Below are 23,206 nucleotides of genomic sequence, written 5' to 3' on the forward strand. Positions count from 1 at the left end.
AGAAGCTCTGGTGCCTCCGATCGTTCTTTCTCAGAGCTAGAAAAGCCAAAGGCAATATTTCTAAAGCTCATTACATTCCTCCAAAAAGATCATCACATCTTACTTAATGGAATAGCAGATCGAATACCTCGAAACTATCCGGGGTTTGAGTGGCCGCTTTTTGATTTTTTCGACTCAAAGCCGACGTTCCGCAGTCCCCCCAAACAGCCATGCTTACGAGACGTATGATCAAATAAAAAAAGCCCCTTCCCGCAGGAAGGAGCCTTTTTTGAAAAGTGCTGCTTATTCGCCCTTGAGGCGTGCGTTGCACTGCGACCAGTAGCCACCGCCTTTCTGGATCCATTTCAGGGAACCATTACCGCCGTTCGCCTTGTTGGCGTTATACTGGGCGACACAGGTCTTCTGGCGCGCGCGGCCAGCGGAGAGCTTGCTGAACTCGGGCGAAATGGCGGTTGGAAACACGACATTGCCTGAAGAGGCCATGGATGCCTTGGAAGAAACCGAGGTTTTCGTTCCAGCGGACGACGAATCCGCAGGAGCGGCGCTTGCTGGCGTGGCTGGCACCGTCGTGGTCGGAGATGTGGTGGCAGCCGCTGCCGGGGCGGCGGCCTTGGCCGTATCACCACAGGAAGCGGCCTTGAAGGCCTTGTAGGACTGGCCGTTCAGGGAGCCGTTCTGCTTGGCCGTCTTGAATGCGGCATGGCATTCCTTGGCCGTCATCGCATGAGCAGGAGCGACGCTCAGACCTGCGACCAGAAGGGCTGCGAGGGGAAGGCCGAAAAGGGCTTTTGTAAACGTCATGCAGAAAAGAACCTTCATTCTGAAATCAGCGGGAGATGACAGCCTCCCGCAGCCTGACCGCTGGAGAGGCGCAATCAGTTGATGCGCTCACCATGCAGAACCATATCGAGACCTTCAAGTTCCTCTTCCGGTGAGACCCGCAGGCCCATCGCCAGATCCAGAACCTTGAGGATCAGCGTCGTCATGATAACACACCAGACCACCGTGACACCCACGGCCTCGATCTGCGCCACGACCTGATGGACGCTGGCGACTGTCCCTTCCGGATTGGAGGGCGTAGCCGAAAGCGGGCCATAGGCGAACGCGCCGGTCAGGATCGCGCCGATGATGCCGCCCGTGCCGTGGACGCCGAACGCATCGAGGCTGTCGTCATAACCGAAGCGGTGCTTGAGCCATGTGGCGCTCCAGAAGCATCCAGCACCAGCGATCAGACCGATGAGGACCGCGCTGCCCGGCAGGACGAATCCTGCGGCCGGCGTGATGGCGACCAGACCGGCCACCGCACCCGAAATGATGCCCAGAGCGGTCGGCTTGCTCGTGTGCATCCATTCGACGGCCATCCAGGCCACACCACCCGCCGCCGCTGCGACCTGTGTCGTCAGCATGGCCATGCCTGCGCGGCCATTGGCGCCCAGAGCAGAGCCCGCGTTGAAGCCGAACCAGCCGACCCAGAGCAGGGATGCGCCGATGATGGCATAAGTCAGGTTGAACGGAGACAGATCTTCCGTACCGAACCCCCTGCGGCGTCCCAGAATGATCGCGCAGACCAGACCGGCCACACCGGAATTGATGTGCACGACCGTTCCACCGGCGAAGTCCACCGCGCCAAGCCCCGCCACCCAGCCGGTCGGGCTCCAGACCCAGTGCGCGACCGGCGCATAGACCAGCAGCAGCCAGGCCACCGTGAAGAGGCACATGGAGGAAAACTTCATGCGTTCGGCATAGGCGCCCGTGATGAGCGCCGGGGTGATGACGGCGAACGTCATCTGGAACATCATGTAGACGCTCTCGGGGATGGTCATCGTCACGGCGGCGGGGGTTCCCGCACCGAGGGTGAAGGCGGTGTCCACGCCGTTGCGGAAGTTGTCCGCAACCCCGTGCAGCATGACGCGCGACAGGTCCCCGATCCACGGCGTTCCTGTCGAGAACGCCAGACTGTAACCCGCGACCATCCAGACCAGACTGCCGATGCAGCAGATCATGAAGGACTGGATCAGCGTGGCCAGAACATTCTTCTTGCGCACCATGCCGCCATAGAACAGCGCGAGGCCGGGAATGGTCATCATCAGCACGAAAGCCGTACTGACGAGCATCCATGCCGTATCGCCCGTATCGATGGGCGCGCGCATCAGAGCGCGCCCTCGCCGGTTTCTCCCGTACGGATCCGGATGAGCTGGTCGAGGCTGGAGACCATGATCTTGCCGTCACCGATCTTCCCGGTGCGGGCCGCGGTCATGATGGCTTCGATCACGTCCTCGACGATCGCGTTGGAAACGGCGACCTCGATCTTGAGCTTGGGCAGAAAGCTGACGTGATACTCGGCGCCACGATAGATTTCGGTCTGGCCTTTCTGACGACCGAAACCTTTGACTTCGGTAACAGTCAGACCCTGCACCCCAAGCGGGGTCAGGGCTTCGCGGACGTCATCAAGCTTGAAGGGTTTGATGATGGCAGTAACGAGCTTCACGAACGGTATATCCTCGTTGCGATCGGGTAATCTTTGTCAGAGTATGCCCCAGATCATGCCAGTCTCATAATGATATCGGCACCCTCCACGAGCCGTTTCACGGAAATTTCCATGAACATGCGCCGATACGGCCCTGATCGCCCCGTCAGGAACCTCCCGGCATCATTGCAGACGGAGACACAGACGGGCGGGCAGACATGTCCGGCCCGCGATAGGGACCATCCTGTGGACGGTTGACCGGAGGCGAGACCAGAGTGTCCGGCCAGGGATTCTGGTCCGGCGCGCCCGAGACGATGGCGGTGCGTCCGCGCGGCAGACATTCCGGCATTTCAGTCCGCAGACGTCGCAGCATCCGTTCGCGGATATCGCAGCCCAGATTCCACATCCCGTTCGCATCCGAAGCTCCTGCGATCAGACGGATGGAGATGACCTGTGCGTTTGTGTCTGCGATCTGGCAGCCAATGGAGGTCTTGTCCTGATCCCAGTCAGGACATTTCGCCAGTTCCTCGAAATAGATTTCCCGCAGCCGCTCCACCGGCGTCTGGTAGTCCAGCCACAGGAACAGTGAGGCGATCAGGGATGGAGAACTGTGCGTCCAGTTCTGGAAAGGGTTTTCAAGGAAATACGAAATCGGGACGATATAGCGGCGTCGGTCCCAGGTCCGCAGGACGACATAGGTCGCGTTGATTTCCTCAACCCAGGCCCAGTCCCCGTTCAGGATCAGCATGTCTTCCATACGGATCGGCTGCGTCACGGCGATCTGGATGCCGGCAATCAGGTTTGACAGGGCCGGACGGGCGGACAGACCGACGATCAGCGAGGCCGCGCCGGCGGACGCAAACAGCGAGACGCCGAATTTCTGCACCGAATGGAACACCATCAGCGAGGACGCGACCGTCAGCACACCGAACGAGATTTCGATCAGGCGACGCAGGACGCGGATCTGCGTCTGGTGCGAGCGCGCGGTGATGTCGTCCGTATGTTCTTTAGCCGTGATGCGGTTGAGATACTGGTCCGTCAGCAGACGGAACGTCTTGATGATGCCAAAACCGAGATTGAGGATAAACAGGCACAGGAAAGCCTGTTCCAGAAAGGTCATCGTCGAGGACGTGAAGCCGGTCGTGGCCTGAAGGGCGGCACTGGCGGCGATGATTATCAGGAAGTTGCGGATGGTCGTTCGCAGGCGCGCGATGATCGCATGAATGAACTGGATGCGACGCAGGCCCGGCAGCCGCGGCAGGGCATCGGTAATAACGCGGCTGAACAGCAGCGCGATCCCTGCCGCCAGAAGCAGCAGCAGGATCGAGCCCAGTGGCGAGGGAAGCCAGTCCAGCAGATGCCCGACCCGGCTCATGGAATTGACGTAGGAATGTTCGATCATGCGTTCTGCGGTTCCCTGCCCCTGCGTAATCTGAACCGATCCGGCTTCGGGGAGCCGGAAAACCGGTCTGAGGCGGAAAGGCACGGGGCCGTTTTCCGCCGCCATCCGTGTCTGGCACTCATGATGATGGAGAACAGAACACCGCCTGAAACGAAATGTTCCCTGATTTCTTCGCGGCCGACAAACAGTCGTTCAGGATTATGGGCCTATAATGCCGCCTCGCACAGAAAACGGGAACACCGAAACCGCATTTCGAATCCGGTTTTCTTCCTCTTCATCCCGCTTTTCCGATCACAGAGCGGGAAAATACGATCTGAAATCTACATTTCTTTAGCGGTATAGTTCAGGTGAATCCGGATTATTCAACGCATGACACGTCAATACTGCCATCGCCTCCCGGAAGTGGCTGTTTTGTCCGGACGCAGCCATGCCTCGGACGCGCACGCCCCCTTCCGCTCAAACCATCGCAGGAGTAGGACAGGGGCAGGGAGATGAGTATGATGAAAAAAACCCATTACGACCTCTGCATCAACGGCGCCGGACCTGTGGGCGCCACGCTGGCGTGTCGTCTGGCGGCAGAGGGCGTGCGCGTCCTGCTCATCGACCGTAGCGCCCTGCCCGGCATGGAAGATCCCGCCCTGGACGGCAGGGCCTATGCCATCGCGGAAGGCTCCCGCCGGATGCTGGCGGACGCAGGCATCTGGGACAATCTGCCCAATGTGGCCCAGCCGATCCATGAAATCCTTGTGGCGGACGGACGGCCGCATGAGGCCCCGTCCCCGCTGACACTGCATTTCGGCCCCGAAGACGCCCCTGAAGGCCAGAGCTTCGGCTGGATGGTCGAGGCGCGGGACCTGCGGCTGGCGATCAACCAGACGCTGAAGCAGTATGACAGCCTCGATGTGCATGCGCCGGATCTCGGAAGCTTCACCTTCCATCCGGATCATGTCTCCATCCGTCTGGCTTCGGGGAAAACCGTAACGGCGAAGCTCGCCGTGGCGGCGGAAGGCCGTCGTTCCCCGCTGCGCCGTCAGGCGCGGATCGGGCTGACCAGGATTCCCTATAATGAATATGGCATCGTCGCCACCATCGCGCATGAAAAGCCGCATCATGGCGTGGCGCTCGAACATTTCCTGCCGGAAGGTCCGTTCGCCCGACTGCCCATGCCCGGCACGGCCGAACATCCACACCGCTCCGCCATCGTCTGGGCCGAGGGCGAAGGCCGCGCCCAGCGTTTTCATGCTCTTCCCGACAAGATCTTCGCCCGTGAGATCAGGGCCCGCATGGCCGACGAGGATCTGGGCGAGATTACGCCCGTCGGACGACGCTGGATCTATCCGCTTTCCGCGCAATACGCGCAGAGCTATATCGGCCCGCGCCTTGCTCTGGCGGGCGATGCGGCACACGGCATCCACCCGATCGCAGGTCAGGGTCTGAACATCGGCTTCCGGGATGTGATTTCGCTGGCGGACCTGCTGATCGAAGCGCATCGCAACCGCAGGGACATGGGCAGCCGCGAGCTTCTGATCCGCTATCAGCGCAACACCCGCCCCGGCAACATGGCTATGCTCGCCGCGACGGACGCGCTCGAACGCCTGTTCGGCAATGACAATCCCGTCCTCCGCCGTCTTCGCGATATCGGCATCGCGGGCGTCCAGCGCTTCCCCGCCCTGCGCCGGGCCTTCGTGCGAAAGGCCATGGGGATATGACGGAAGCAGCCGCGGAAACACCTTCAGACCGGACCGCGAACCTCACGGTCTTCTGGCAGGACATGCAGTCCCAGGCGTGCGGTTGCCACGATCCGCTGATCCAGGATGTTTTTTCCACGAACATCAACGATCATCCGGATTTTCCGTCCGCACTGGCCTCACTCCTCGGTACGAAACTGGCGGACCGGTCCATTCCAGCGACAAGCATCACCCGCCTCGTCGCTTCGATCCTGAGCGTCGAGCCGGATATCGCGGAAGCGGCCGCCGCTGACATACTCGCGACCTATGACCGCGATCCGGCCTGCCCGGACCTCGTCACGCCTTTCCTGTTCTTCAAGGGATGGCAGGCGCTTCAGGCCTACCGGATCTCGCATCATCTCTGGACGAAGGGCCGCCAGCATCTGGCGCATCATTTCCAGAGCCGGATCAACGAACTCTTCGCCATCGACATCCACCCCGCCGCCCGTCTCGGACGGCGGCTGAGCATCGATCATGGAACGGGGATCGTCATTGGCGAGACCAGCATCGTCGAGGACGACGTCTCGCTGTTTCAGGACGTCACTCTGGGCGGCACGGGCAAGCTGACCGGCAACCGCCACCCCATCGTGCGCCGTGGCGTCATGATCGGATCGGGGGCCAAGATCCTGGGCCGTCTCGTCATCGGGGAATATGCGCGGATCGGCGCGGCTTCCGTGGTGCTGGAAGATATTCCGGCCTACTCCACCGCCGTCGGAAATCCGGCACGGATCGTGAGTACCATATCCCGCCCGGCCTGAAGAAATATCAGGGCCCGGAGCCCGCGCCCCGGACCCGCGCTCTCTCTTACTTGTTCGAGAACCTGAACGTCGTCGTGTAATCGAAGGTCTGGCCCGGCTTCAGTTCGGTCGTCGGGAAAGACGGGTGGTTCGGGCTGTCGGGATAATGCTCGGCCTCGAACGCGACCGCGTCGCCCTGACGATAGGCATGACCGGACACCCCGGCATAGCCGCCATCCAGCGAGTTGGACGTGTAGACCTGAAGTCCCGGCTGGTTCGTCAGGATCTCCATGCTACGGCCAGAGCGCGGATCATAGACCTTGGCCGCCAGACGCGGCGCCTGACCGTAAGGTCCGTTGACGACCCAGTTCATGTCATAGCCACGGGCATACATCATCTGCGGGTTATCGCTGCGCAGACGGTCCCCGATGACGGTCGGCTTGCTGAAATCGAGCGGCGTTCCGGCAACAGGCGCGATCTGGCCGGTCGGGATGGAGGTCGCATCCGTCGGCGTAAAGCCATCGGCGTTGATCTGAAGCACTTCCGGCTCGATGGAGCCCGAGCCCTCCCCGTTCAGGTTCCAGTAGCTGTGGTTCGTCAGGTTCAGAACCGTCGGCGCATCGGTCGTGGCGACATAATGCAGCGACAGGGCATTGTCCGTGCCGAGCGTATAGGTCACATGTGTCGTCAGCTTGCCGGGGAAGCCCTGGTCACCGTCCGGGCTGACCAGCTTGAGCGTCAGATACGCGCCGCTGGCATTGGTGCCGGTCTTCTCGATCGTCCAGACGTTCTTGTCGAAGCCCTTCTTGCCGCCATGCAGGGCATTCGGCGGTGCCGTCACGTCCGTGTGATAGATCTTGCCTTCAACGGGGAAATCGCCACCCGCGAGACGGTTGGCGTAGCGGCCGATGATGGCGCCGAAGAACAGGCCGCCCTTCGCGCTGTCGACCGTGTAGCCTTTCAGGTTGTCGAACCCGAGAACCACATCCTGGACATGCCCCTCGCGGTCCGGCGTCTCGACGGACTGGATGATGCCGCCATAAGTGATGATGCGGGCCGTCGTGCCGAGGCCGTTCTTCAGGGTCACGATCCGCACGGGCTTGCCATCCGGCGTGCTGCCCCAGGGCTGGTTCGCCACGGTGGGATGCGCCTGTGCCACACCAGCCCCCACGGAAAAGACGGCGACAGTCGCAAGAAGCGCGTTTCTGGAGCCGAAGAATCTGGACATTGAAAACCTCCCGGGTGTTGAGTTGGGGCCACAGTGCTCCCAAAAATCCAAAGGGGTCAAAGCCCGGAAAGTGGCGGAAGAGCCTCTGGATCGTTAAAGCAGATCCTCTCTTCAAACGACCAGCATTTGCAGACATACAGGGATGCACGCTATCGGAGGATACGTTATGACTACGCCCCTCCGCAGTTTTCCGCGACGGATGGCGTGTGGCCCATGGGGGTTCATGGAATCCTGCAGGGAACGGATTATGAAAATTTCCGTTTTCCTGTGACTTCTTCGTGAGCGCAGGGTCGGGAAGGGCATTTTGGGGATGGTTATGGACTTTCGGCAGGACGAAAACGAAATCCGGGAGACGCGCTCATATCGTGTGTCACGCCGCGGCAGGGCTCTCGCAGGGGCCCTCGCCCTCCTGACGCTCGGCGCCTGTGGCTCGCTGCGCAACCCACCGCCGAAGGATCCGGACGATCTTGCGGACTACAAGGCCGCCAACGACCCCTACGAGCCCGTGAACCGCAAAATGTACAACCTCCAGATGTGGGCCTATCACAAGGTCCTGCGCCCGGTGGGCAAGGCTTGGATCTGGGCCATTCCCAAACCCGTGCGTCATTCCATTGCAAACGTGAATGAAACCTGGCGCGAGCCTGCGGTGTTCTTCTCCGATGTCGGCGCCGGCAAACCGCGCCGCGCCGGAGACGCCTTCATGCGCTTTGCCATCAACATGAGTGCCGGTGTGGCCGGCTTCTTCGACGTCGCCGGCCTCGTCGGTTACAAGCAGCACGAGACCGATCCCGGCCTGACGCTGGGAACCTGGGGCGTGGCCGGCGGTCCGTATCTGTTCGTTCCGTTCGTGGGGCCGACCAATATCCGTGATGGCGTCGGCTATGGCATCAGTCAGGGCCTGACGCCGATCAACTATGTGCCTCGCGGCTATGATCTGCTAACCTTCAACTGGGCTTACAACGTGGCCGGGACCATGGAAGGCTATGCAAGCTCCATCGACCAGATCGACCATCTTGAGCAGGATAGCCTGGACCCGTACTCCTATATCCGGAGTGCATGGCAGCAGAACCGTCAGAGCCAGATCGACACCATCAAGAGCGACGATCGCGCAACCGTCCCTGACTGGTACAACTGAGGAGAACGACATGTTCAACGTATTTTCGCGCCGCACCGCTCTTGGGGCCGTCGTCTCCCTCGCCCTCGCAACGGGGATCGCTCACGCCAGCACCGCGACGGATTTCGTGAACTCCTTCGGTGGCCGTCTGACGGCTGTGGTCAATTCGGGCAAGTCGCTGGACGAAAAAAAGAAAGAGGTTCTGCCGCTCCTCAAGGAAAACGTCGACATTACCGGGATCGGCCGTTACTGCCTCGGCAAGTACTGGCGGACCGCGACCCCGGCTCAGCGCGACAAGTACATCTCCCTGTTCGATCAGGTTCTGGTCAACACCATCACGGATCAGATCGGCAACTATCAGGGCGTGAGCTTCCGCGTCACGACGACCAGCACGACGCCGGAAGGCGAGCGCGTCAACGCGCTGATCGACCGTCCGGGCCAGCCGGAAGTCAACATGCAGCTGATTATTGGCGGCAATCCGCCCAAAGTCGTGGACATGTATGGTGAGGGTGCAAGCCTGCGCATGAACCAGCGCGGCGATTACAGTTCCTATCTAGCCCGCCATAACGGCGACGTCGATGCGCTGAACGCGGCCCTTGAGCGCCAGTTGAGCCACCACCAGTAAGATACCGCTCCCAATCCGCTTCCGCCGGTTGTGAGTTCCCGAAACGGACGGCTTTTCAGCGGAGGGCCGTCCGTTCTGCTATCCAGCGCCCGTGGATGGAACCGGATGACAGATCTGCGTCCCCGACAGGCGCGCGGGTCAGTCCGCCGTAATTTCATACAGGAGCATGGTGTCGCCGTTGCGGTCGAAGGTCTGCGTGTGGTGCAGGCCGAGACTGCCCAGAACCGTGCGGGACGCAAGATTATCTTCCCGCGCAACGGCCACGATCCGTTTCTCGCCACAGTCGAGCACATAGCGCAGCGCGGCCGCCGCGGCTTCGCGGGCGATACCGCGCCCGGCGGCCCAAGGGAACAGGGCAAAGCGCAGCCCGAGACCGCGCCCGTCAGGACGTTCATGAACGCCCGTGATGCCGACGAAGCGGCCATTTTCACGGATGGCGAAAATCCCCACACCCCGCCTGGCCCAGAAGCTGACATCCTCCGCCATTTCCTGTTCGGTCGTGGTCCGGTTGCGCACGCCGCCCAGCATTCTGGCAAAGGCGCCGGCATCGCCCTTGAGCGCGACCATGTCTTCGAGGTCCGGCCAGTTGACCGGAGTCAGGACAAGCCGGGCGGTACGGATTTCACGCCCCAGCACGCAGCTCTCCCCGGGCTTTCAGCATTTCTCCCCTTCAGGGAGCGGGACATCCCATCCCCTGAAAGGAAAACGCTGGATCAGCGGGCCAGCGGGCGATACTTGATACGGCCGGGTTCGGTCGCATCCGGACCCAGACGGCGGCGCTTGTCGGCTTCGTAGTCCTGGAAGTTGCCCTCGAACCACTCGACATGGCTGTCACCCTCGAACGCGAGGATATGCGTGGCCAGACGGTCGAGGAACCAGCGGTCATGGGTGATGATCACGGCACAACCCGCGAATTCCGCCAGAGCGTCTTCAAGGGCACGCAGCGTATCGACGTCAAGATCGTTGGTCGGCTCATCGAGCAGGATGACGTTGCTGTCCTGCTTGAGCATCTTGGCGAGATGGACGCGGTTGCGCTCACCACCGGACAGAACGCCCACGCGCTTCTGCTGGTCCGAACCCTTGAAATTGAACGCGCCCACATACGCACGGGACGGAACCGTGCGCTTGCCAAGCTGGATAACGTCCGTGCCGCCGGAAATTTCTTCCCAGACCGTCTTGTTATCATCGAGTGTGTTGCGCGACTGATCCACATAGCCCAGCTTCACCGTCTCGCCGATCTTCAGCGAGCCGCTGTCCGGCGCATCATCACCCGTAATCATCTTGAACAGCGTGGACTTGCCCGCGCCGTTCGGCCCGATCACACCCACGATACCGCCCGGCGGCAGCTTGAAGCTGAGATTGTCGATCAGCAGACGATCGCCGAAGCCCTTCGTAAGGTTCTCGGCCTCAATGACCGTGCCTCCCAGACGCGGACCCGGCGTGATGACGATATCCGCCGTGCCACCAGCCTTCTCGGCATTGGCGGCCAGCATTTCCTCGTATTTCGTGATACGGGCCTTGCTCTTGGCCTGACGGGCCTTGGGCGAGCTGGAAATCCACTCCTGCTCGGCTGCCAGGGCACGCTGGCGGGAGCTTTCTTCCTTCTCTTCCTGGGCCAGACGCTTGCGCTTCTGTGTCAGCCAGGACGAGTAGTTGCCTTCGAACGGATAGCCGCGGCCACGCTCGATTTCGAGGATCCAGTTAGTGACGTTATCAAGGAAGTAACGGTCATGGGTGATGACCATAACGGTCCCGGCGTAATCACGCAGGGTCTTTTCGAGCCAGCTCACGCTCTCGGCGTCGAGATGGTTGGTCGGTTCGTCGAGCAGCAGGATGTCGGGCTTTTCGAGCAGCAGGCGGCACAGGGCCACGCGGCGCTTTTCACCACCCGAGAGGTTCGTCACCGGACTGTCGGCGGACGGACAGCGCAGGGCGTCGAGCGCGATCTCGAGCTTGCGGTCCAGCTCCCAGCCGTCGCCCGCGTCGATCTTCTCCTGAAGATCGGCCTGCTCGGCCAGAAGCGCCGTCATCTCGTCATCGGACATCGGCTCGGCGAACTTCATCGAGATCTCGTTGAAGCGGTCCACGGCCTTCTTCAGCTCACCGAAACCCTGGGCGACGTTCTCGCCGACCGTCAGGCTCTCGTCGAGCTTCGGCTCCTGCTCCAGATAGCCGATGCGCGCGCCTTCGGCGGCCCAGGCTTCACCGCCATATTCCTTCTCGATGCCGGCCATGATCTTGAGAAGCGTGGACTTACCCGCGCCGTTCACACCAAGGACGCCGATCTTGACGCCCGGCAGGAAAGAGAGAGTGATGCCCTTGAAGACTTCACGCCCACCCGGATAGGACTTGGTGAGGTCCTTCATGACATAGACGTACTGGTAGGCGGCCATGGGAGGTCTCCTCAATCGGTGGATGGGCGGGGAAGAAGCGGAACATCCGTCCCGCATGAATCAGGTCGACACACCGTGCGCCCGGAGGGACTCGAACCCCCAACCAAGCCGTTATGAGCGGCCGGCTCTAACCAATTGAGCTACAGGCGCGCGGGTGCAGTCCGAAATCGCCCAACTCGGGTCTTTTTGCAAGGGCCGACATGGTGGAACATGTCTTTTTAAGTTAGTGTGTCACGCCTTCCCGTTCCTGAAAGGCCGTTCAGGCGACCTTTGCTGCCGTTGCGAGATGGCGCCAGTGGTCCGTATTGCCCGAAGGAATGTCCGATGCCTGCATATACTGCAAAACCGCACAGCGGTGCCCATCTGACATGATACAGGCCGGGCCGGTCGCGCTCATCCGCAAACTGCGATGGCTTTACGCCCCAGATCCGGTCATGGCCGGATATGCGCTCCGGACCACCTGCACGTCCCTGCTCGCCCTCGGCATCGCGCTTTGGATGGAACTCGGCAGCCCGCAATGGGCTGCCCTGACCGTCTGGATGGTCGCACAGGGCACACGCGGACGCAGCCTTGCGAAAGCCAAATGGCACCTGTTCGGCATGGTGGTCGGCGTCATCAGCGGGATCATACTGGTCGCCTCCTTTCCGCAGTCGCCGCTGATGTTCATTCTCCTGCTGGCGGGCGGGATCGGTGCGTTCTGCATGATCGGCACCTTCATGCCCGGTCCGGCCTCGATGACGAACTACCGCATCCACGGCATGCGGGCCTCGGGCTTCACCTACGCCATCGTCTCGCTCGATGGCATCGCGGACCCGCACCACATCTTCGCAATCTCGATGTCGCGCGCCACCTATATCCTGCTGGGGATCGTGCTCGAAGCCTCGATTTCGGGCCTCTTCCAGCTCGGCCTGACCAAACGCACGCGCCGCCAGCTCGCCAGTACGTTCGAGGACACACTCAAGCCCGCCCTGACCGCCATTGCAGGCATTCTGATCGGCAGGAAGGGAGCCATGCAGAACGTGCAGGCCATCTTCACCCAGATCACGACGCTCGGCGATCAGGTGGAGTTCGCGGAAGTCGAACTCGGCCGCCGCGATCATGCCGGAGACCATGCCCGCGCGGCCCTGGCCGACATCGCGGTGCTCCTTGCCCGCGCGCTCGATCTTGCGACCCTCATGCGCCTGCCGCTCAGTCAGGACGACATGTTCCGCCAGGAAGCCGAGGCCATCCGCGACATGTTCCTGAAGCTGCCCGCCCGGCTCGAAGGGACGGAGAGCATGGCCTCCATCCTGGCCGACCTGCTGGCCCTGCGCCGTCAGTGCCGCCAGAAGGTCGTCTCGGATTTCAGCACCGCGCAGCCGGACGATGCGGCCCGCGAGGCCGTCCTGCGTCACGGCATGCTTCAGCAGGCCCTCGTCGAGCTGATCGATTCCCTGCGCATGGCGCTGACCCAGTTCGAGGCCAGCCGCCATCCCGAGGCCCATGACCATTTCCATTCGCCCATCCGCTCCTACCGTGACTGGCAGCAGGCCATCACCAACAGCCTGCGCTCCTCCGTCACGGTCTTCGGCGCGGGCCTGATCTGGATCTGCACGGCCTGGCCGAGCGGACTGACCTTCATCATGTTCGTCTGCATCGTGTGCAGCCTGTTCTCGACGCTGGAGCGCCCGGCACTGGCCACACAGGCGTTCCTGCGCGGCGCGTGCTGCGCGGTCGTCGCGGCCGGCATCCTGAATCTTGCGCTCATGGGAAAATCGACGACGTTCGAGATGCTCGGCATGTGGTCCGGACTGGCGATGATGCTTGGCGGTCTGGCCTTCGCCTATCCGCCCCTGACCCTTCCGGCCGTGTCTTACAACCTGTTCCTGCCCATCCTCATCGGGCCATCCAATCAGGCGAGGACGGACGAAATCGTCTATTTCAACACGGCCATGCCGCTGGTTCTGGGCCTGCTCTACGCCTCGTGGATGTACCGGGTCTTCCTGCCCTACGATCCCGCTCACCAGCGCTGGACCATGCGCGAACACATCCTGCGGGACCTGCACCGCATCGCCGATGGACGCGCACAGGAAACGATGGACAGCGTGGTATCGCGCAATGTGGACCGTTTCGTCCGGCTCATGACCAATTCGGGCTCGACGCCGTCGCCGGTCATCCAGGCCTATCTGACGGGCATCCTGTCGGGCATGCGGGTCATGCTCAATCTTCTACGGCTTCAGGCCATCCGGCGTGACACGCGCCTGAATCCGGAGGCCGGACAGGCTCTGGCGCTGGTCATGGGACGCATGAGCCATTTCAGCGGCCGCTACCACGGACATTACGGCCGCACCCTGCGGGCGACGAAACTCGCGATTCTCCGTCTGCGGACCTGCGAACGCAACGAAGACCGCCCCCGGGAACGCTTTGTCCTGATCGCGGCCCTGACCAGCCTGGACGTCATCGCCACGGAACTGGACACGAACCGCATCTTCTTCGATGCCCGCAGCCCGTATCTCGACCCTTCGCTCGCGTTCGCGTAGCTGGAATCCACCGGCTGATCCCGAGGATTTTCCCCGGCTGACACAAACCTCACGAACCGATCACGAAGAAATGTTCTGCAACACACTTCCCTTTTCCGGGAAACAGGAGAATTGTTCGATTTCAGCCGCGGGTGACCGCGGACGACAGGTTTAAGACCTACTGGGTTTCAGAACTAAGGATACCGTGATGTTTCGTCGTATCGTGCCCGTCCTCGGCCTCGCCCTCGGGCTGGGTCTGGCTTCCCAGGCTGCCATGGCACAGGAACAGTCCCCCCCGCCCCCACCGGCCGTCCAGGGTACGCCTGGCAAGGACTTCACGGGTGTTTCACCCGCCAACCTTGCAGGCATCATGAACTACTGCGTCGAACTGCAGTACGTCTCCTACGATGAAGGCAACCCGGTTCTTTACGGGCTGAGCGAGAAGTACAAGGCCACCGAACAGACGGTCGGCAACTTCGACTACGCCCTTGGCTCCGCCGGTTATTTCGACAGCAACGGCAAGCGCTACTACCTCGTGGCCTACACGAACGAAGACGACCGCCGCGCCGCCTGTCACGCCGCCGTCAAGGCCGCACAGCCGATGCTCTGAAGCCCTGTCCGCAAGGACCGGATCTTCGGAAGCTCCCCTTGCCACACGGCACGGGGAGTTTTTTTATGCCTGCTTCCCGCCGCCAGGCCGGACTTCTCCCCATTCCACTCTGGGCAGAGGCTCCGGGCGCCGGTAGTATCGCCACCTCTCCAAACAGTTCAGGACATGAACATCATGGACGTTTCCAAGATCTCGCCCGGCAAGGACCTGCCCAACGACATCAACGTCGTTATCGAAATCCCGCAGGGTTCGCAGGTGAAGTATGAAGTGGACAAGGACAGCGGCGCGCTCGTCGTTGACCGTTTCCTCTTCACGCCGATGGCCTATCCGGCTGCTTATGGCTTCATTCCGGGCACGCTGGCCGCCGATGGCGATCCGGCCGACGCCCTTGTCCTGACGCCATCCGCCGTCGTGCCGGGTGCCGTGATCCGCGCGCGCCCGATCGGCATGCTGAAGATGGAAGACGAAAGCGGCCAGGACGAAAAGATCATCTGCGTCCCGCACGACAAGGTCCACCCGCAGTTCTCCAACGTGCACTCCGTGGACGACCTGCCGGAAATCACGAAGAAGGCGATCACGCATTTCTTCGAGCGCTACAAGGATCTGGAGCCCAACAAGTGGGTCAAGGTCACGGGCTGGGCTGACAAGGCCGCCGCAGGCAAAGTGATCATGGCCGCGGTCACTGCCGCCAAGTAAGCCCTCGGTATCCGTCGGAGGAATGCCAATGGCGTGCCCCCGACGGATACCTTGATAGGTACGCTTTCAGAACCCCCTGCTTCCTTCCGGAGGCAAGGGGTTTTTTGTTCGGTATCACATACATTTATGGAAAATTATGATACAAGTAACATTATATTATGATCTTTAGCGGTAAATCTATGTTATATTCGGGAGACTAACCTGCCTTTCCAAGGAATCAGCGGATTGTCTCGATTTCATCTCCACGCAGCTTTCTGCCTGGCCACAATTCTTCCGTCCTGCGTCATGGCCCAGAGCGCTGGGACCCAGAACACCTCAGGGACCTCCTCAACGCCCAGCACGGGATCCGCTTCAGACCGGACGCTCTCGACCCTTCAGACCTATAGCCCGGACGCAAAAGTCACACAGATCAAGGTCACAGCCCCGCAGCAGGGAATTCCACCTGTCATCTGGCCTTCCGAGAACTCGGAACTCCCCAGCGAACGCGTCAACACGCCTCTGAATCAGGTCTATTTCGGTAAAGAATGGGTCCCCCCCCTTCCAAAACCCGAAGCTCTTCTGACGAACCCGTTCGGCTGGAATACCTGGCTGCGCGACCGTGGCATCGCGTTAACGATGGACACCACCAACGAGTTTTCCGGTGCCCTCACCAGCCCGACGTCAGGCTATGGTCTGAAGCAGGGCAGCAGCAATGCAGGCCAGTACAGCCTTGAGAATGATATCGACTGGGAAAAGCTCGCCAATGCCCGCGGCCTCTCGACCCATGCGCTCGTCGTGGGCCGGTATGGCATTCCCGGCAGCCGCATGTTCGGCGACAACCTCAACCCCAGTTCCGAAATCTATGGTGCCGGCGGCAACGTGGTCGTCCATCTCGTCTACGCCTATGCGGAAGAGACGATTGCCAAGGGTCGTGTAGACCTGGCGGGCGGCCGTATTCCGTTCCTGAACGACTTCTCGGCCAACCCGCTATACTGCACCTTCCAGAACAACGCATTCTGCGGAAACCCGAAAGCGTCTTCCGACAACATCACCCATTCGTCCTATCCGGACGCCAGCTGGGCCTTCCGTGTGCGAGCTCGTCCAACCATCAGCACCTACATCCAGACCGGCGTCTATTTCTCGCAGGCTGGCATTTACGCCAACACGCAGTATCGTACGGGCTTCAAGTTCAACGGTGCGGATATCCACGGCGAGGCCATCCCGGTCGAAGCAGGCTGGGAACCGCTGTTCGGCAAGGACAAGCTGCCAGGCCATTACAAGGTCGGTTATGCGATCGACAACGCACCGCACAAGGACAACTACTACGACGTGAACGGACAGCCATATGTTCTGACCGGAAACCCCGCCCGCATCCTGAACTATTCATGGTCGGCCTGGGTGCTCGCGGACCAGATGATCCTGCGCCATCACGTTAAAGGCAATGCGGATGCGGGCCTGATCCTGCTGGGAGGCATGTACGCCAACAGCCCCCGCACCCAGCTCAGGGCGCAGCAGTATTCCGCGGGTCTGATCGACAGCGGCTTCTGGGCCGCGCGCCCGCTGGATACGATCGGCATCAACTTCAGTTATGTGCGCGTCTCCAAATACGCCACGGCGACAGAGCGTCTACAGGCCATATCTGGTCTGCCCCTCATGGCCAGCTCGCTGACGCCACAGACCTTTGGTGAAGTCTTCGAAGCGACCTACCGCATCCACGTCATGCGTGGCATTACCTTCGCGCCCGACTTTCAGTACTACTTCCGCCCCGGCGCCCAGAAGGCCCTCAAGGACGCCGCGATGCTCGGCTTCAAGAGCCACGTCCAGTTCTTCTGAAGCCTTTATCCGGGAAGCACCGTCTCGCACGATGCTTCCCGTACGTGCCGGCCACACCGCTCCTTCAGCAGAACGGCCAGATCTGCCGCCTGCCTGCGGATTTCCGGAATGGCCGTCGTCTCGAACAAGGTTCCCCAGCGCATCGGCCCCAGCGCGAACAGGTCTCCGGAACACCGCCCGACCGCATCTGTCAGCGCGCCATCCTCGCGGCAGTGCAATCCGCCCAGAGCGGTCTCGCACACCATTCCGTCCGCCAGAAGCCCGTAGGGAAGAGTGCCCGCCATCTGTCGGTAAGCCCGGTCTGGTCTGGTCCCGTACAGTTCACGACATGATCGGCGGACAGCGTAAACAGGCCGGTCTTGTCACATGCCCGGACCAGCACCTGCCCTGCCTCCAGACCCAGATGGGTCACCTGCCCGCGCCGACAGACCAGCGTGCCGATTTCCAGTTTCGTAACCATGAAATCCGCCACCTCCGGCGCGACGCGATGCCGCACGATATCCCATCGTCGCTGAAGATGCCGCCGGAAGCGCTTTTTCTCCGCCAGATCCAGAGCCTGCCACAGCGGATTGATCCGTGGACGCAGTGCATCGACCGCGCTGCGCCAGCCGGTCCCTTCGGACAGACTCTTCCGGAATGCCCGGAAATACGCCCGCGCCGTCGCAGGCGTACAAAAAGGAATGATGTCCGTTTCTGCGGGAGCGGAAGGCGCATGACGCTCGGGGCACCAGCCATGACGGGACAGGGCCACAACCCTCCCCCGATGGCCGTTTTCGCGCAGGCGCATCAGCACGTCGAGGGCGGTCAGCCCCGTTCCGATCAGGACAATGGCCGCATCGGACGCGATCCGGTCATAGAATCCGTTATCCCAGCCCGAGGGATGATATCGCCCGCTCAAAGCCAGCTCCGGGGCTACCCTGGCAACAGGCGCGGGGCCGAAATTGCCGGTCGCCAACACAACCTGATCTGCCTGAAGCTTCTCTCCATCCCCGAGCGCCAGTTCCAGCCGCCCCACAACACGCTGGCAGGACAGCACGCTGGTCTGCCGCCACTCAGGACGCGCCTCCGCCCAGAGACTGGACAGATACCGCCCGAACACGGCCCTCGGCATGAACTGGCCAGGCATGACCTCCGGATCGTGATGCGCGCGGAGCCAGCGGAGGAAATGCTCCTGATCATCGGGATCAGCACTCATGCCGCCCGCTGGAACATTGAGGAAATGGCAGGGAGACAGCGTGGAATAGGCCAGCCCGACCGCAGGACGTTCCGCAGGATCAATCACGATGATCCGTGCCTGAACATGCAGCCTGCGCAGGTTCCAGGCCAGCAGCGTTCCGCTGGCCCCGCCCCCGATAATGGCAATGAGAGGCCGGTCTGAAGGGGACATGCTACCGTTTTTCTCCACAGGATCGTCTGCGAACGGAGCATGGCTGAAACAACGGAAACTGAGCGGAATGTTTCGTAACAGACGCTCTCGAAGACCCGTAACCACTATGACAGGGAAACAGAAACCGCTCCCGCAAAGCACAGCGCATCAGTAATTTCGGTCTGTTGGAAATATTCTGGAGCGGGCGATGGGATTCGAACCCACGACCCCAACCTTGGCAAGGTTGTGCTCTACCCCTGAGCTACGCCCGCACTCCGTGATGGGGCTTATGACCGAATCAGCGCCAACGCGCAAGAGGCAACATGCACCCTCTGCCGACGGGGTTCAGACATGGAAAACAGCGAGTGGCAGGATAGGAATCCGAAACGAAAAAAGACACCCTGAGGTGCCTTTTTCGATGGAGCGGGCGATGGGATTCGAACCCACGACCCCAACCTTGGCAAGGTTGTGCTCTACCCCTGAGCTACGCCCGCACTCCGTGATGGGGCTTATGACCGAATCAGCACCACCGCGCAAGAGGGATTTTTCGATTCAGGCGCAATATCCTCATCCGGGCACAGCACCCCACGTCACAGGCCAGCACCCGGGACTTGCACACAGGACTTGCACACAGGGCACGCACATCCGATCTTTCAGGGAACTTGTCTTTCCAGCGAACGGTCCCCATCCCCATGAGCAGCACATTCGACGAACACCTGATTGGCCAGTCTTCAGAGCGATCTTCCGGCAAAACCCCTGCAGGCGCAGCAGCCACCATCATCGACGCCGATCAGACGAATTTCATGGCGGATGTCGTGGAAGCCAGCCGGAAAATCCCGGTTCTGGTCGATTTCTGGGCTCCCTGGTGCGGTCCGTGCAAACAGCTCACGCCTGTACTCGAAAAGATCGTCCGTGCGGCTGGTGGTCGGGTCAGACTCGTCAAGGTCGATGTGGAAGCCAATCAGGCCCTCGCCGCACAGCTCGGCCAACTGGGTCTGCCGCTCCAGTCCATTCCGCTCGTCGTGGCTTTCTGGAAAGGTCAGGTGCTGGATCTTTTCCAGGGCGCCCAGCCGGAAAGTGAAGTCCGCCGCTTCGTGGAGTCCCTCCTGAAGCTGGCCGGTGACGTCATGCCCGCCACGGAAATCCTGGCCACCGCCCGTCAGGCGCTGGCTGATGGACACGCGGATCAGGCCGCTGGTCTGTTCTCGCAGCTTCTGGAAGCCGAGCCTGAAAGCCCTGAAGCCTGGGGTGGCATGATCCGGGCCCTCGTGGCCCTGAACGAACCCGAAGCCGCCCAGGACGCTTCCGCTCAGGTGCCTGCGAAGCTGGACAGCCATCCCGAGATCACTGGTGCCCGGGCCGCGCTGGCGCTCCATGCCGAAGGCGCCAAGGCCGCCTCGGAGCTTGAAACGCTTCGCCAGCAGAGCGCCGCCGCCCCAGACGATTTCGACCTGCGCCTCAAACTGGCCGCCGCTCTCAACGGCGCGGGCGAGCGGGCGGAAGCCGCCAATACCCTGCTCGATATTCTCCGCAAGGACCGCAACTGGAACGACGGCGCCGCAAAAACCGATCTTCTGCGCTTTTTCGAGGCGTGGGGACATACGGATCCTGATACGCTGGCGGCACGCCGCAAACTCTCTTCCCTTCTGTTTTCGTGAGCCGATGACCGAAACGCCTGACCTTCCATCCGCCGAACGTCCCCGCCGCGCGCCTCCCCTGACGGAACTGACGCTGGCGGATATTCCGCCGCGCGTCGGGCTGTTCCCGCTTTCAGGCGCGCTGCTGCTGCCGGGCGGGCATCTGCCGCTTCTGGTCTTTGAGCCGCCTTATGTGGCGCTGCTTGAGGATGCGCTGGCTGGGCGGCGGATGATCGGCGTGATCCAGCCTCTCATGGACCCGGACACGGACGAGCACTCCCTGCTCTACCGGACCGGAACGCTGGGCCGCATCACGGAATTTACCGAACACGTCGATGGCACATTTTCCGTAACACTCCTCGGCATTTCCCGTTTTCGCCTGATCCGCGAGACGCCGACGGATCAGGGCTGGCGCGAAGGCATCATAGACGCCACGCCCTTTGCGGCTGACCTCGTCGAAGAAGATCCACTGCCGATCAACCGCGATCTGCTGCTGAACGGCCTGAAAACCTATCTCGACTCCCGCGACCTGCAGGCAAGCTGGCCGCTGATCGAGGATATGGATGATGAGACGCTGCTGCTTGTCCTGCCGATGCTCGTGCCGTTCACGCCCGTGGAAAAACAGTCTCTTCTGGAAGCCATGACACTGGGTGAGCGCGCCGGGCTCTTGCTGGATCTGCTTGAGAGGGGCATGGAGTAATCATGACGACTGAACTCGATCCCCGCCTCCTCTCCCTGCTGGTCTGCCCGGTTACCAAAGGGCCGCTGACCTATGACCGCGAAACCCAGGAGCTCATCAGCCCCCGAGCGAAGCTGGCCTTCCCGATCCGGGACGGCATTCCCATCATGCTGCCCGAAGAAGCGCGGCAGCTCGACGCCTGATCCCTGTTCGGGGGATCAGACCTTTTCCGCGGCGCTGGCCGGGGAAGTCATTTTCCGGCCCTCCAGCGCGCGCTGTGACGGGCGGGACGGGCTTTTGCGAACCTTGAAGTTCCGTACGACGCGCGTCAGTTCGCCGGCATCGCCGACCAGTTTCTGGCTGGCGCCGCTGGTCTGGTGAACGATCGCGGCGTTGCTCTTGGTCACCCCCTCGAGCTGCGTCGTGCTGGCGTTGATATCCATGATGCGCCGGGCCTGAGCCTCGGCCCCAGAGGCGATCTGTCCCACCGCCGTTCCCAGACGCTCGACGGACGTGCTGATATTGCCCAGGGCCGTGCCGGTCTCGTCGACCATCTGCACGCCGCGCTGGACGTCTTCCATGCTGCTGGCGATCAGAGATTTGATTTCCTTGGCGGCGGTGGCGGAACGCTGGGCCAGGGCCCGGATTTCCTGTGCGACAACCGCAAAACCACGCCCCGCATCTCCGGCATGGGCAGCTTCGACGCCGGCATTGAGGGCCAGAAGATTGGTCTGGAACGCGATCTCGTCGATCACGCCGATGATCTGGACGATCCGGTTGGAGGATGACGAGATCTTGGCCATGGCCTCGACGGTTTTGGCCACAATATCACGGCCCTGTTCGGTTTCCTGACAGCAGTCGGCCACCGTCGTATCGGCCTGACGGGCTTCGTCGGCGACTTCCTTCACCGAGGAGGTCAGTTCCGTGATGTTGCGGGCCACGGCCGCCAGGGCATCGACCTGTTCGGCGATACGGCAGGTGATGTCTTCCGTGGACCCACTGATTTCCCGAGCCCTCTGTTCCACGACTCCGGAGGTCTCGCGGACAGCATGGACGATACGCCCCAGCCCCTCGCAGGCACGGTGGAAAGCGCCGCTCATGCGGGTTGAGCCGTTTTCCAGCGCCGGGTCGATCTGCTGGACCAGATCGCCCCCCGCCATGCGATCGAGCGCATCCGCCAGCGCGTCCGACAGTGCTGCGAGGCTCTGGATCCGCTCGCTTTCCGCGCGTGAACGCTCACGGACATCCAGATTCTGCGTGTAGGTTTCCAGCCCGAGTTCCATGTCCAGAAGACCGCAGCGGATCAGCAGGCCGATCTGCGCGGCAGCCTCCTCAGCGGAGGTTCCCCGGGCCGGACGTCGCAGGAGGCGATCGAGAAAGCTGCGGCGCGGTTGCGGCCAGTACTGACGAAGCAGGTCCGTCACCATGCCTTCGATCAGCAGGGCATAACCGCCGACATACCACTGCGGCTTGAGGCCGATCCGGGCATGGGTGTTGCCGATGGCGCGGGTGCTCTCGACGTAATCGGCGCCGAAATCACCTTGAAGAATCCGCTTCCAGTGCTTTTCCTGCTGGTTGCGCGCACCGATGCGATGCTGCTCGTTGGCAAAAAAGCGGTTCAGGGCCGGAGTCTTGTGAATCCGGCCATAGAAGCGGTCCAGCGCAGGCCCGAGCACCCCCAGCGCCTGCGGGCGGATTCTGGCCAGATGGGCTTTCTCAGCTGCGCCGATGCCAAGAAACAGCAGCCGCTCGGCAATGTCTGCCTTGACCTGCTCAGTCATAGTCGGAGTCTCCAGAGCGTGGATTTGGCGCGTGTTCAGGGCAATGCCCGTAACACACCAAGAGTTACGCAATCATGAAGAACGGCCGACAATCCCGGGGTCAGTTGGACGCGCTGTTCTGTCCGTAGGAGACTTCGGTATCGGGGGTTGCGGGCTGGGGCGCGATGTTGACGCTGTTGCCCTGACCGCCGCCGAAGGACATGCCGCCCGGGGACGAGCTGCTGGCCGTGTCATGCGAGGCCGAGGACGGGCTTTCCGCACCCGGCGGCATCGGCATGACCGGAGCGTCATCGGCATAGGACATGCCGCTGGCCTGACGGTGATGGGTGCTGCTGTGGGAATGGTGGCCAGGTGCTGCGCCTGGCGGCGGGAGGGCGGCCATGTCCGGCGCGGGCCCGCTGAACATGGACCCGCATCCCGCCGTGGCGAGAAAC

General features: G+C 61.8%; 22 protein-coding genes and 3 tRNA genes. 11 read left to right on the top strand and 14 right to left on the bottom strand.

The features are described from left to right. Positions 1 to 282: 282 nt before the first annotated feature. The 4 genes from GFJ39_RS02175 to GFJ39_RS02190 form a co-directional block, all read right to left on the bottom strand. Positions 283 to 801, bottom strand: coding sequence for a hypothetical protein (locus tag GFJ39_RS02175; protein ID WP_153429405.1), 519 nt, complete (start codon positions 799 to 801; stop codon positions 283 to 285). Between the two features lie 74 nt (positions 802 to 875). Beyond that, complete coding sequence (locus GFJ39_RS02180) at positions 876 to 2,150, bottom strand: ammonium transporter (protein WP_153429406.1); 1,275 nt, start codon at positions 2,148 to 2,150, stop codon at positions 876 to 878. Continuing rightward, entirely contained in the window at positions 2,150 to 2,488 is a 339-nt protein-coding gene (locus GFJ39_RS02185) for a P-II family nitrogen regulator (protein ID WP_174694216.1), read from the bottom strand. Before GFJ39_RS02185 ends, GFJ39_RS02180 begins: the two co-directional genes overlap by 1 nt. Positions 2,489 to 2,633: 145 nt before the next feature. Beyond that, positions 2,634 to 3,842, bottom strand: a complete 1,209-nt coding sequence (locus GFJ39_RS02190) for a mechanosensitive ion channel family protein (RefSeq protein ID WP_153429671.1) — start codon at positions 3,840 to 3,842, stop codon at positions 2,634 to 2,636. Positions 3,843 to 4,360: 518 nt separating this feature from the next. Here GFJ39_RS02190 and GFJ39_RS02195 point away from each other — a divergent pair. Next, the gene (locus GFJ39_RS02195) at positions 4,361 to 5,578 is read left to right on the top strand and encodes a UbiH/UbiF/VisC/COQ6 family ubiquinone biosynthesis hydroxylase (protein ID WP_153429408.1); all 1,218 of its coding nucleotides are present in this window, start codon (positions 4,361 to 4,363) and stop codon (positions 5,576 to 5,578) included. Then, the gene (gene cysE / locus GFJ39_RS02200; RefSeq protein WP_153429410.1) at positions 5,575 to 6,354 is read left to right on the top strand and encodes a serine O-acetyltransferase; all 780 of its coding nucleotides are present in this window, start codon (positions 5,575 to 5,577) and stop codon (positions 6,352 to 6,354) included. Before GFJ39_RS02195 ends, cysE begins: the two co-directional genes overlap by 4 nt. Before the next feature lie 46 nt (positions 6,355 to 6,400). Here the strand turns inward: cysE and GFJ39_RS02205 are convergent, their stop codons facing one another. Beyond that, positions 6,401 to 7,561 (bottom strand): aldose epimerase family protein, encoded by a 1,161-nt coding sequence (locus GFJ39_RS02205; protein ID WP_153429412.1) that lies wholly within the window; start codon positions 7,559 to 7,561, stop codon positions 6,401 to 6,403. Between the two features lie 316 nt (positions 7,562 to 7,877). Between GFJ39_RS02205 and GFJ39_RS02210 the strand changes: the two genes are divergently transcribed. Beyond that, on the top strand, positions 7,878 to 8,696 hold the full coding sequence (locus GFJ39_RS02210) for an MlaA family lipoprotein (RefSeq protein WP_153429414.1): 819 nt from the start codon (positions 7,878 to 7,880) through the stop codon (positions 8,694 to 8,696). 10 nt (positions 8,697 to 8,706) lie between these two features. After that, positions 8,707 to 9,300 (top strand): MlaC/ttg2D family ABC transporter substrate-binding protein, encoded by a 594-nt coding sequence (locus tag GFJ39_RS02215; protein ID WP_153429416.1) that lies wholly within the window; start codon positions 8,707 to 8,709, stop codon positions 9,298 to 9,300. Positions 9,301 to 9,438: 138 nt separating this feature from the next. Here GFJ39_RS02215 and GFJ39_RS02220 read toward each other — a convergent pair whose 3' ends face one another. The 3 genes from GFJ39_RS02220 to GFJ39_RS02230 form a co-directional block, all read right to left on the bottom strand. Beyond that, complete coding sequence (locus GFJ39_RS02220) at positions 9,439 to 9,936, bottom strand: GNAT family N-acetyltransferase (RefSeq protein ID WP_325062790.1); 498 nt, start codon at positions 9,934 to 9,936, stop codon at positions 9,439 to 9,441. 77 nt (positions 9,937 to 10,013) lie between these two features. Beyond that, positions 10,014 to 11,693, bottom strand: coding sequence for an energy-dependent translational throttle protein EttA (gene ettA, locus GFJ39_RS02225; protein ID WP_153429418.1), 1,680 nt, complete (start codon positions 11,691 to 11,693; stop codon positions 10,014 to 10,016). Between the two features lie 76 nt (positions 11,694 to 11,769). Further along, positions 11,770 to 11,843 (bottom strand) — tRNA-Ile (locus GFJ39_RS02230). A 218-nt stretch (positions 11,844 to 12,061) separates the two neighbouring features. Here GFJ39_RS02230 and GFJ39_RS02235 point away from each other — a divergent pair. From GFJ39_RS02235 to GFJ39_RS02250, 4 genes are all read left to right on the top strand, one after another. After that, complete coding sequence (locus tag GFJ39_RS02235; RefSeq protein ID WP_153429420.1) at positions 12,062 to 14,212, top strand: FUSC family protein; 2,151 nt, start codon at positions 12,062 to 12,064, stop codon at positions 14,210 to 14,212. 187 nt (positions 14,213 to 14,399) lie between these two features. Beyond that, positions 14,400 to 14,801, top strand: coding sequence for an alcohol dehydrogenase subunit III (adhS, locus tag GFJ39_RS02240; RefSeq protein WP_153429422.1), 402 nt, complete (start codon positions 14,400 to 14,402; stop codon positions 14,799 to 14,801). A 174-nt stretch (positions 14,802 to 14,975) separates the two neighbouring features. After that, complete coding sequence (ppa, locus tag GFJ39_RS02245; protein WP_153429424.1) at positions 14,976 to 15,497, top strand: inorganic diphosphatase; 522 nt, start codon at positions 14,976 to 14,978, stop codon at positions 15,495 to 15,497. Positions 15,498 to 15,782: 285 nt separating this feature from the next. Beyond that, positions 15,783 to 17,309 (top strand): carbohydrate porin, encoded by a 1,527-nt coding sequence (locus GFJ39_RS02250; RefSeq protein ID WP_228391744.1) that lies wholly within the window; start codon positions 15,783 to 15,785, stop codon positions 17,307 to 17,309. 5 nt (positions 17,310 to 17,314) lie between these two features. Here the strand turns inward: GFJ39_RS02250 and GFJ39_RS02255 are convergent, their stop codons facing one another. The 4 genes from GFJ39_RS02255 to GFJ39_RS02270 form a co-directional block, all read right to left on the bottom strand. Further along, positions 17,315 to 17,554, bottom strand: coding sequence for a hypothetical protein (locus tag GFJ39_RS02255; RefSeq protein WP_194285260.1), 240 nt, complete (start codon positions 17,552 to 17,554; stop codon positions 17,315 to 17,317). Beyond that, positions 17,500 to 18,696 carry an FAD/NAD(P)-binding protein gene (locus GFJ39_RS02260; RefSeq protein WP_153429430.1) on the bottom strand — a complete coding sequence of 399 codons (1,197 nt, stop codon included), beginning with the start codon at positions 18,694 to 18,696 and terminating at the stop codon, positions 17,500 to 17,502. The genes GFJ39_RS02255 and GFJ39_RS02260 overlap by 55 nt, the downstream gene beginning before the upstream one ends. A gap of 176 nt (positions 18,697 to 18,872) precedes the next feature. Beyond that, a tRNA-Gly gene (locus GFJ39_RS02265) sits at positions 18,873 to 18,947 on the bottom strand. A 147-nt stretch (positions 18,948 to 19,094) separates the two neighbouring features. Further along, positions 19,095 to 19,169: transfer RNA gene (locus GFJ39_RS02270), tRNA-Gly, on the bottom strand. Between the two features lie 198 nt (positions 19,170 to 19,367). Between GFJ39_RS02270 and GFJ39_RS02275 the strand changes: the two genes are divergently transcribed. From GFJ39_RS02275 to GFJ39_RS02285, 3 genes are read left to right on the top strand one after another with little or no spacing between them, the layout of a single operon-like run. After that, positions 19,368 to 20,333, top strand: coding sequence for a thioredoxin family protein (locus GFJ39_RS02275; protein WP_153429432.1), 966 nt, complete (start codon positions 19,368 to 19,370; stop codon positions 20,331 to 20,333). 4 nt (positions 20,334 to 20,337) lie between these two features. Next, a complete protein-coding gene (locus GFJ39_RS02280) occupies positions 20,338 to 21,012 on the top strand; it encodes an LON peptidase substrate-binding domain-containing protein (protein ID WP_153429434.1) in 675 nt (224 codons plus the stop codon). 2 nt (positions 21,013 to 21,014) lie between these two features. Then, positions 21,015 to 21,194, top strand: coding sequence for a Trm112 family protein (locus GFJ39_RS02285; protein WP_153429436.1), 180 nt, complete (start codon positions 21,015 to 21,017; stop codon positions 21,192 to 21,194). Between the two features lie 15 nt (positions 21,195 to 21,209). Here GFJ39_RS02285 and GFJ39_RS02290 read toward each other — a convergent pair whose 3' ends face one another. Both GFJ39_RS02290 and GFJ39_RS02295 read right to left on the bottom strand, forming a co-directional pair. Further along, the gene (locus GFJ39_RS02290) at positions 21,210 to 22,772 is read right to left on the bottom strand and encodes a globin-coupled sensor protein (RefSeq protein WP_153429438.1); all 1,563 of its coding nucleotides are present in this window, start codon (positions 22,770 to 22,772) and stop codon (positions 21,210 to 21,212) included. A gap of 100 nt (positions 22,773 to 22,872) precedes the next feature. Next, a complete protein-coding gene (locus tag GFJ39_RS02295) occupies positions 22,873 to 23,178 on the bottom strand; it encodes a hypothetical protein (protein ID WP_226986635.1) in 306 nt (101 codons plus the stop codon). Positions 23,179 to 23,206: the final 28 nt, after the last annotated feature.

The sequence above is a fragment of the Gluconobacter aidae genome, from assembly GCF_009547075.1.
Lineage (GTDB): Bacteria > Pseudomonadota > Alphaproteobacteria > Acetobacterales > Acetobacteraceae > Gluconobacter > Gluconobacter aidae.

Coding starts and splice junctions, on each gene's coding strand:
- GFJ39_RS02205 (WP_153429412.1), bottom strand. CDS start 7,561: ATGTCCAGATTCTTCGGCTCCAGAAACGCGCTTCTTGCGACTGTCGCC.
- GFJ39_RS02215 (WP_153429416.1), top strand. CDS start 8,707: ATGTTCAACGTATTTTCGCGCCGCACCGCTCTTGGGGCCGTCGTCTCC.
- GFJ39_RS02235 (WP_153429420.1), top strand. CDS start 12,062: ATGATACAGGCCGGGCCGGTCGCGCTCATCCGCAAACTGCGATGGCTT.
- GFJ39_RS02290 (WP_153429438.1), bottom strand. CDS start 22,772: ATGACTGAGCAGGTCAAGGCAGACATTGCCGAGCGGCTGCTGTTTCTT.
- GFJ39_RS02190 (WP_153429671.1), bottom strand. CDS start 3,842: ATGAGCCGGGTCGGGCATCTGCTGGACTGGCTTCCCTCGCCACTGGGC.
- GFJ39_RS02250 (WP_228391744.1), top strand. CDS start 15,783: ATGGCCCAGAGCGCTGGGACCCAGAACACCTCAGGGACCTCCTCAACG.
- GFJ39_RS02255 (WP_194285260.1), bottom strand. CDS start 17,554: ATGGTGTGCGAGACCGCTCTGGGCGGATTGCACTGCCGCGAGGATGGC.
- GFJ39_RS02180 (WP_153429406.1), bottom strand. CDS start 2,150: ATGCGCGCGCCCATCGATACGGGCGATACGGCATGGATGCTCGTCAGT.
- GFJ39_RS02195 (WP_153429408.1), top strand. CDS start 4,361: ATGAGTATGATGAAAAAAACCCATTACGACCTCTGCATCAACGGCGCC.
- ettA (WP_153429418.1), bottom strand. CDS start 11,693: ATGGCCGCCTACCAGTACGTCTATGTCATGAAGGACCTCACCAAGTCC.
- GFJ39_RS02295 (WP_226986635.1), bottom strand. CDS start 23,178: ATGTTCAGCGGGCCCGCGCCGGACATGGCCGCCCTCCCGCCGCCAGGC.
- adhS (WP_153429422.1), top strand. CDS start 14,400: ATGTTTCGTCGTATCGTGCCCGTCCTCGGCCTCGCCCTCGGGCTGGGT.
- GFJ39_RS02275 (WP_153429432.1), top strand. CDS start 19,368: ATGAGCAGCACATTCGACGAACACCTGATTGGCCAGTCTTCAGAGCGA.
- GFJ39_RS02175 (WP_153429405.1), bottom strand. CDS start 801: ATGACGTTTACAAAAGCCCTTTTCGGCCTTCCCCTCGCAGCCCTTCTG.
- GFJ39_RS02280 (WP_153429434.1), top strand. CDS start 20,338: ATGACCGAAACGCCTGACCTTCCATCCGCCGAACGTCCCCGCCGCGCG.
- GFJ39_RS02260 (WP_153429430.1), bottom strand. CDS start 18,696: ATGTCCCCTTCAGACCGGCCTCTCATTGCCATTATCGGGGGCGGGGCC.
- ppa (WP_153429424.1), top strand. CDS start 14,976: ATGGACGTTTCCAAGATCTCGCCCGGCAAGGACCTGCCCAACGACATC.
- GFJ39_RS02285 (WP_153429436.1), top strand. CDS start 21,015: ATGACGACTGAACTCGATCCCCGCCTCCTCTCCCTGCTGGTCTGCCCG.
- cysE (WP_153429410.1), top strand. CDS start 5,575: ATGACGGAAGCAGCCGCGGAAACACCTTCAGACCGGACCGCGAACCTC.
- GFJ39_RS02210 (WP_153429414.1), top strand. CDS start 7,878: ATGGACTTTCGGCAGGACGAAAACGAAATCCGGGAGACGCGCTCATAT.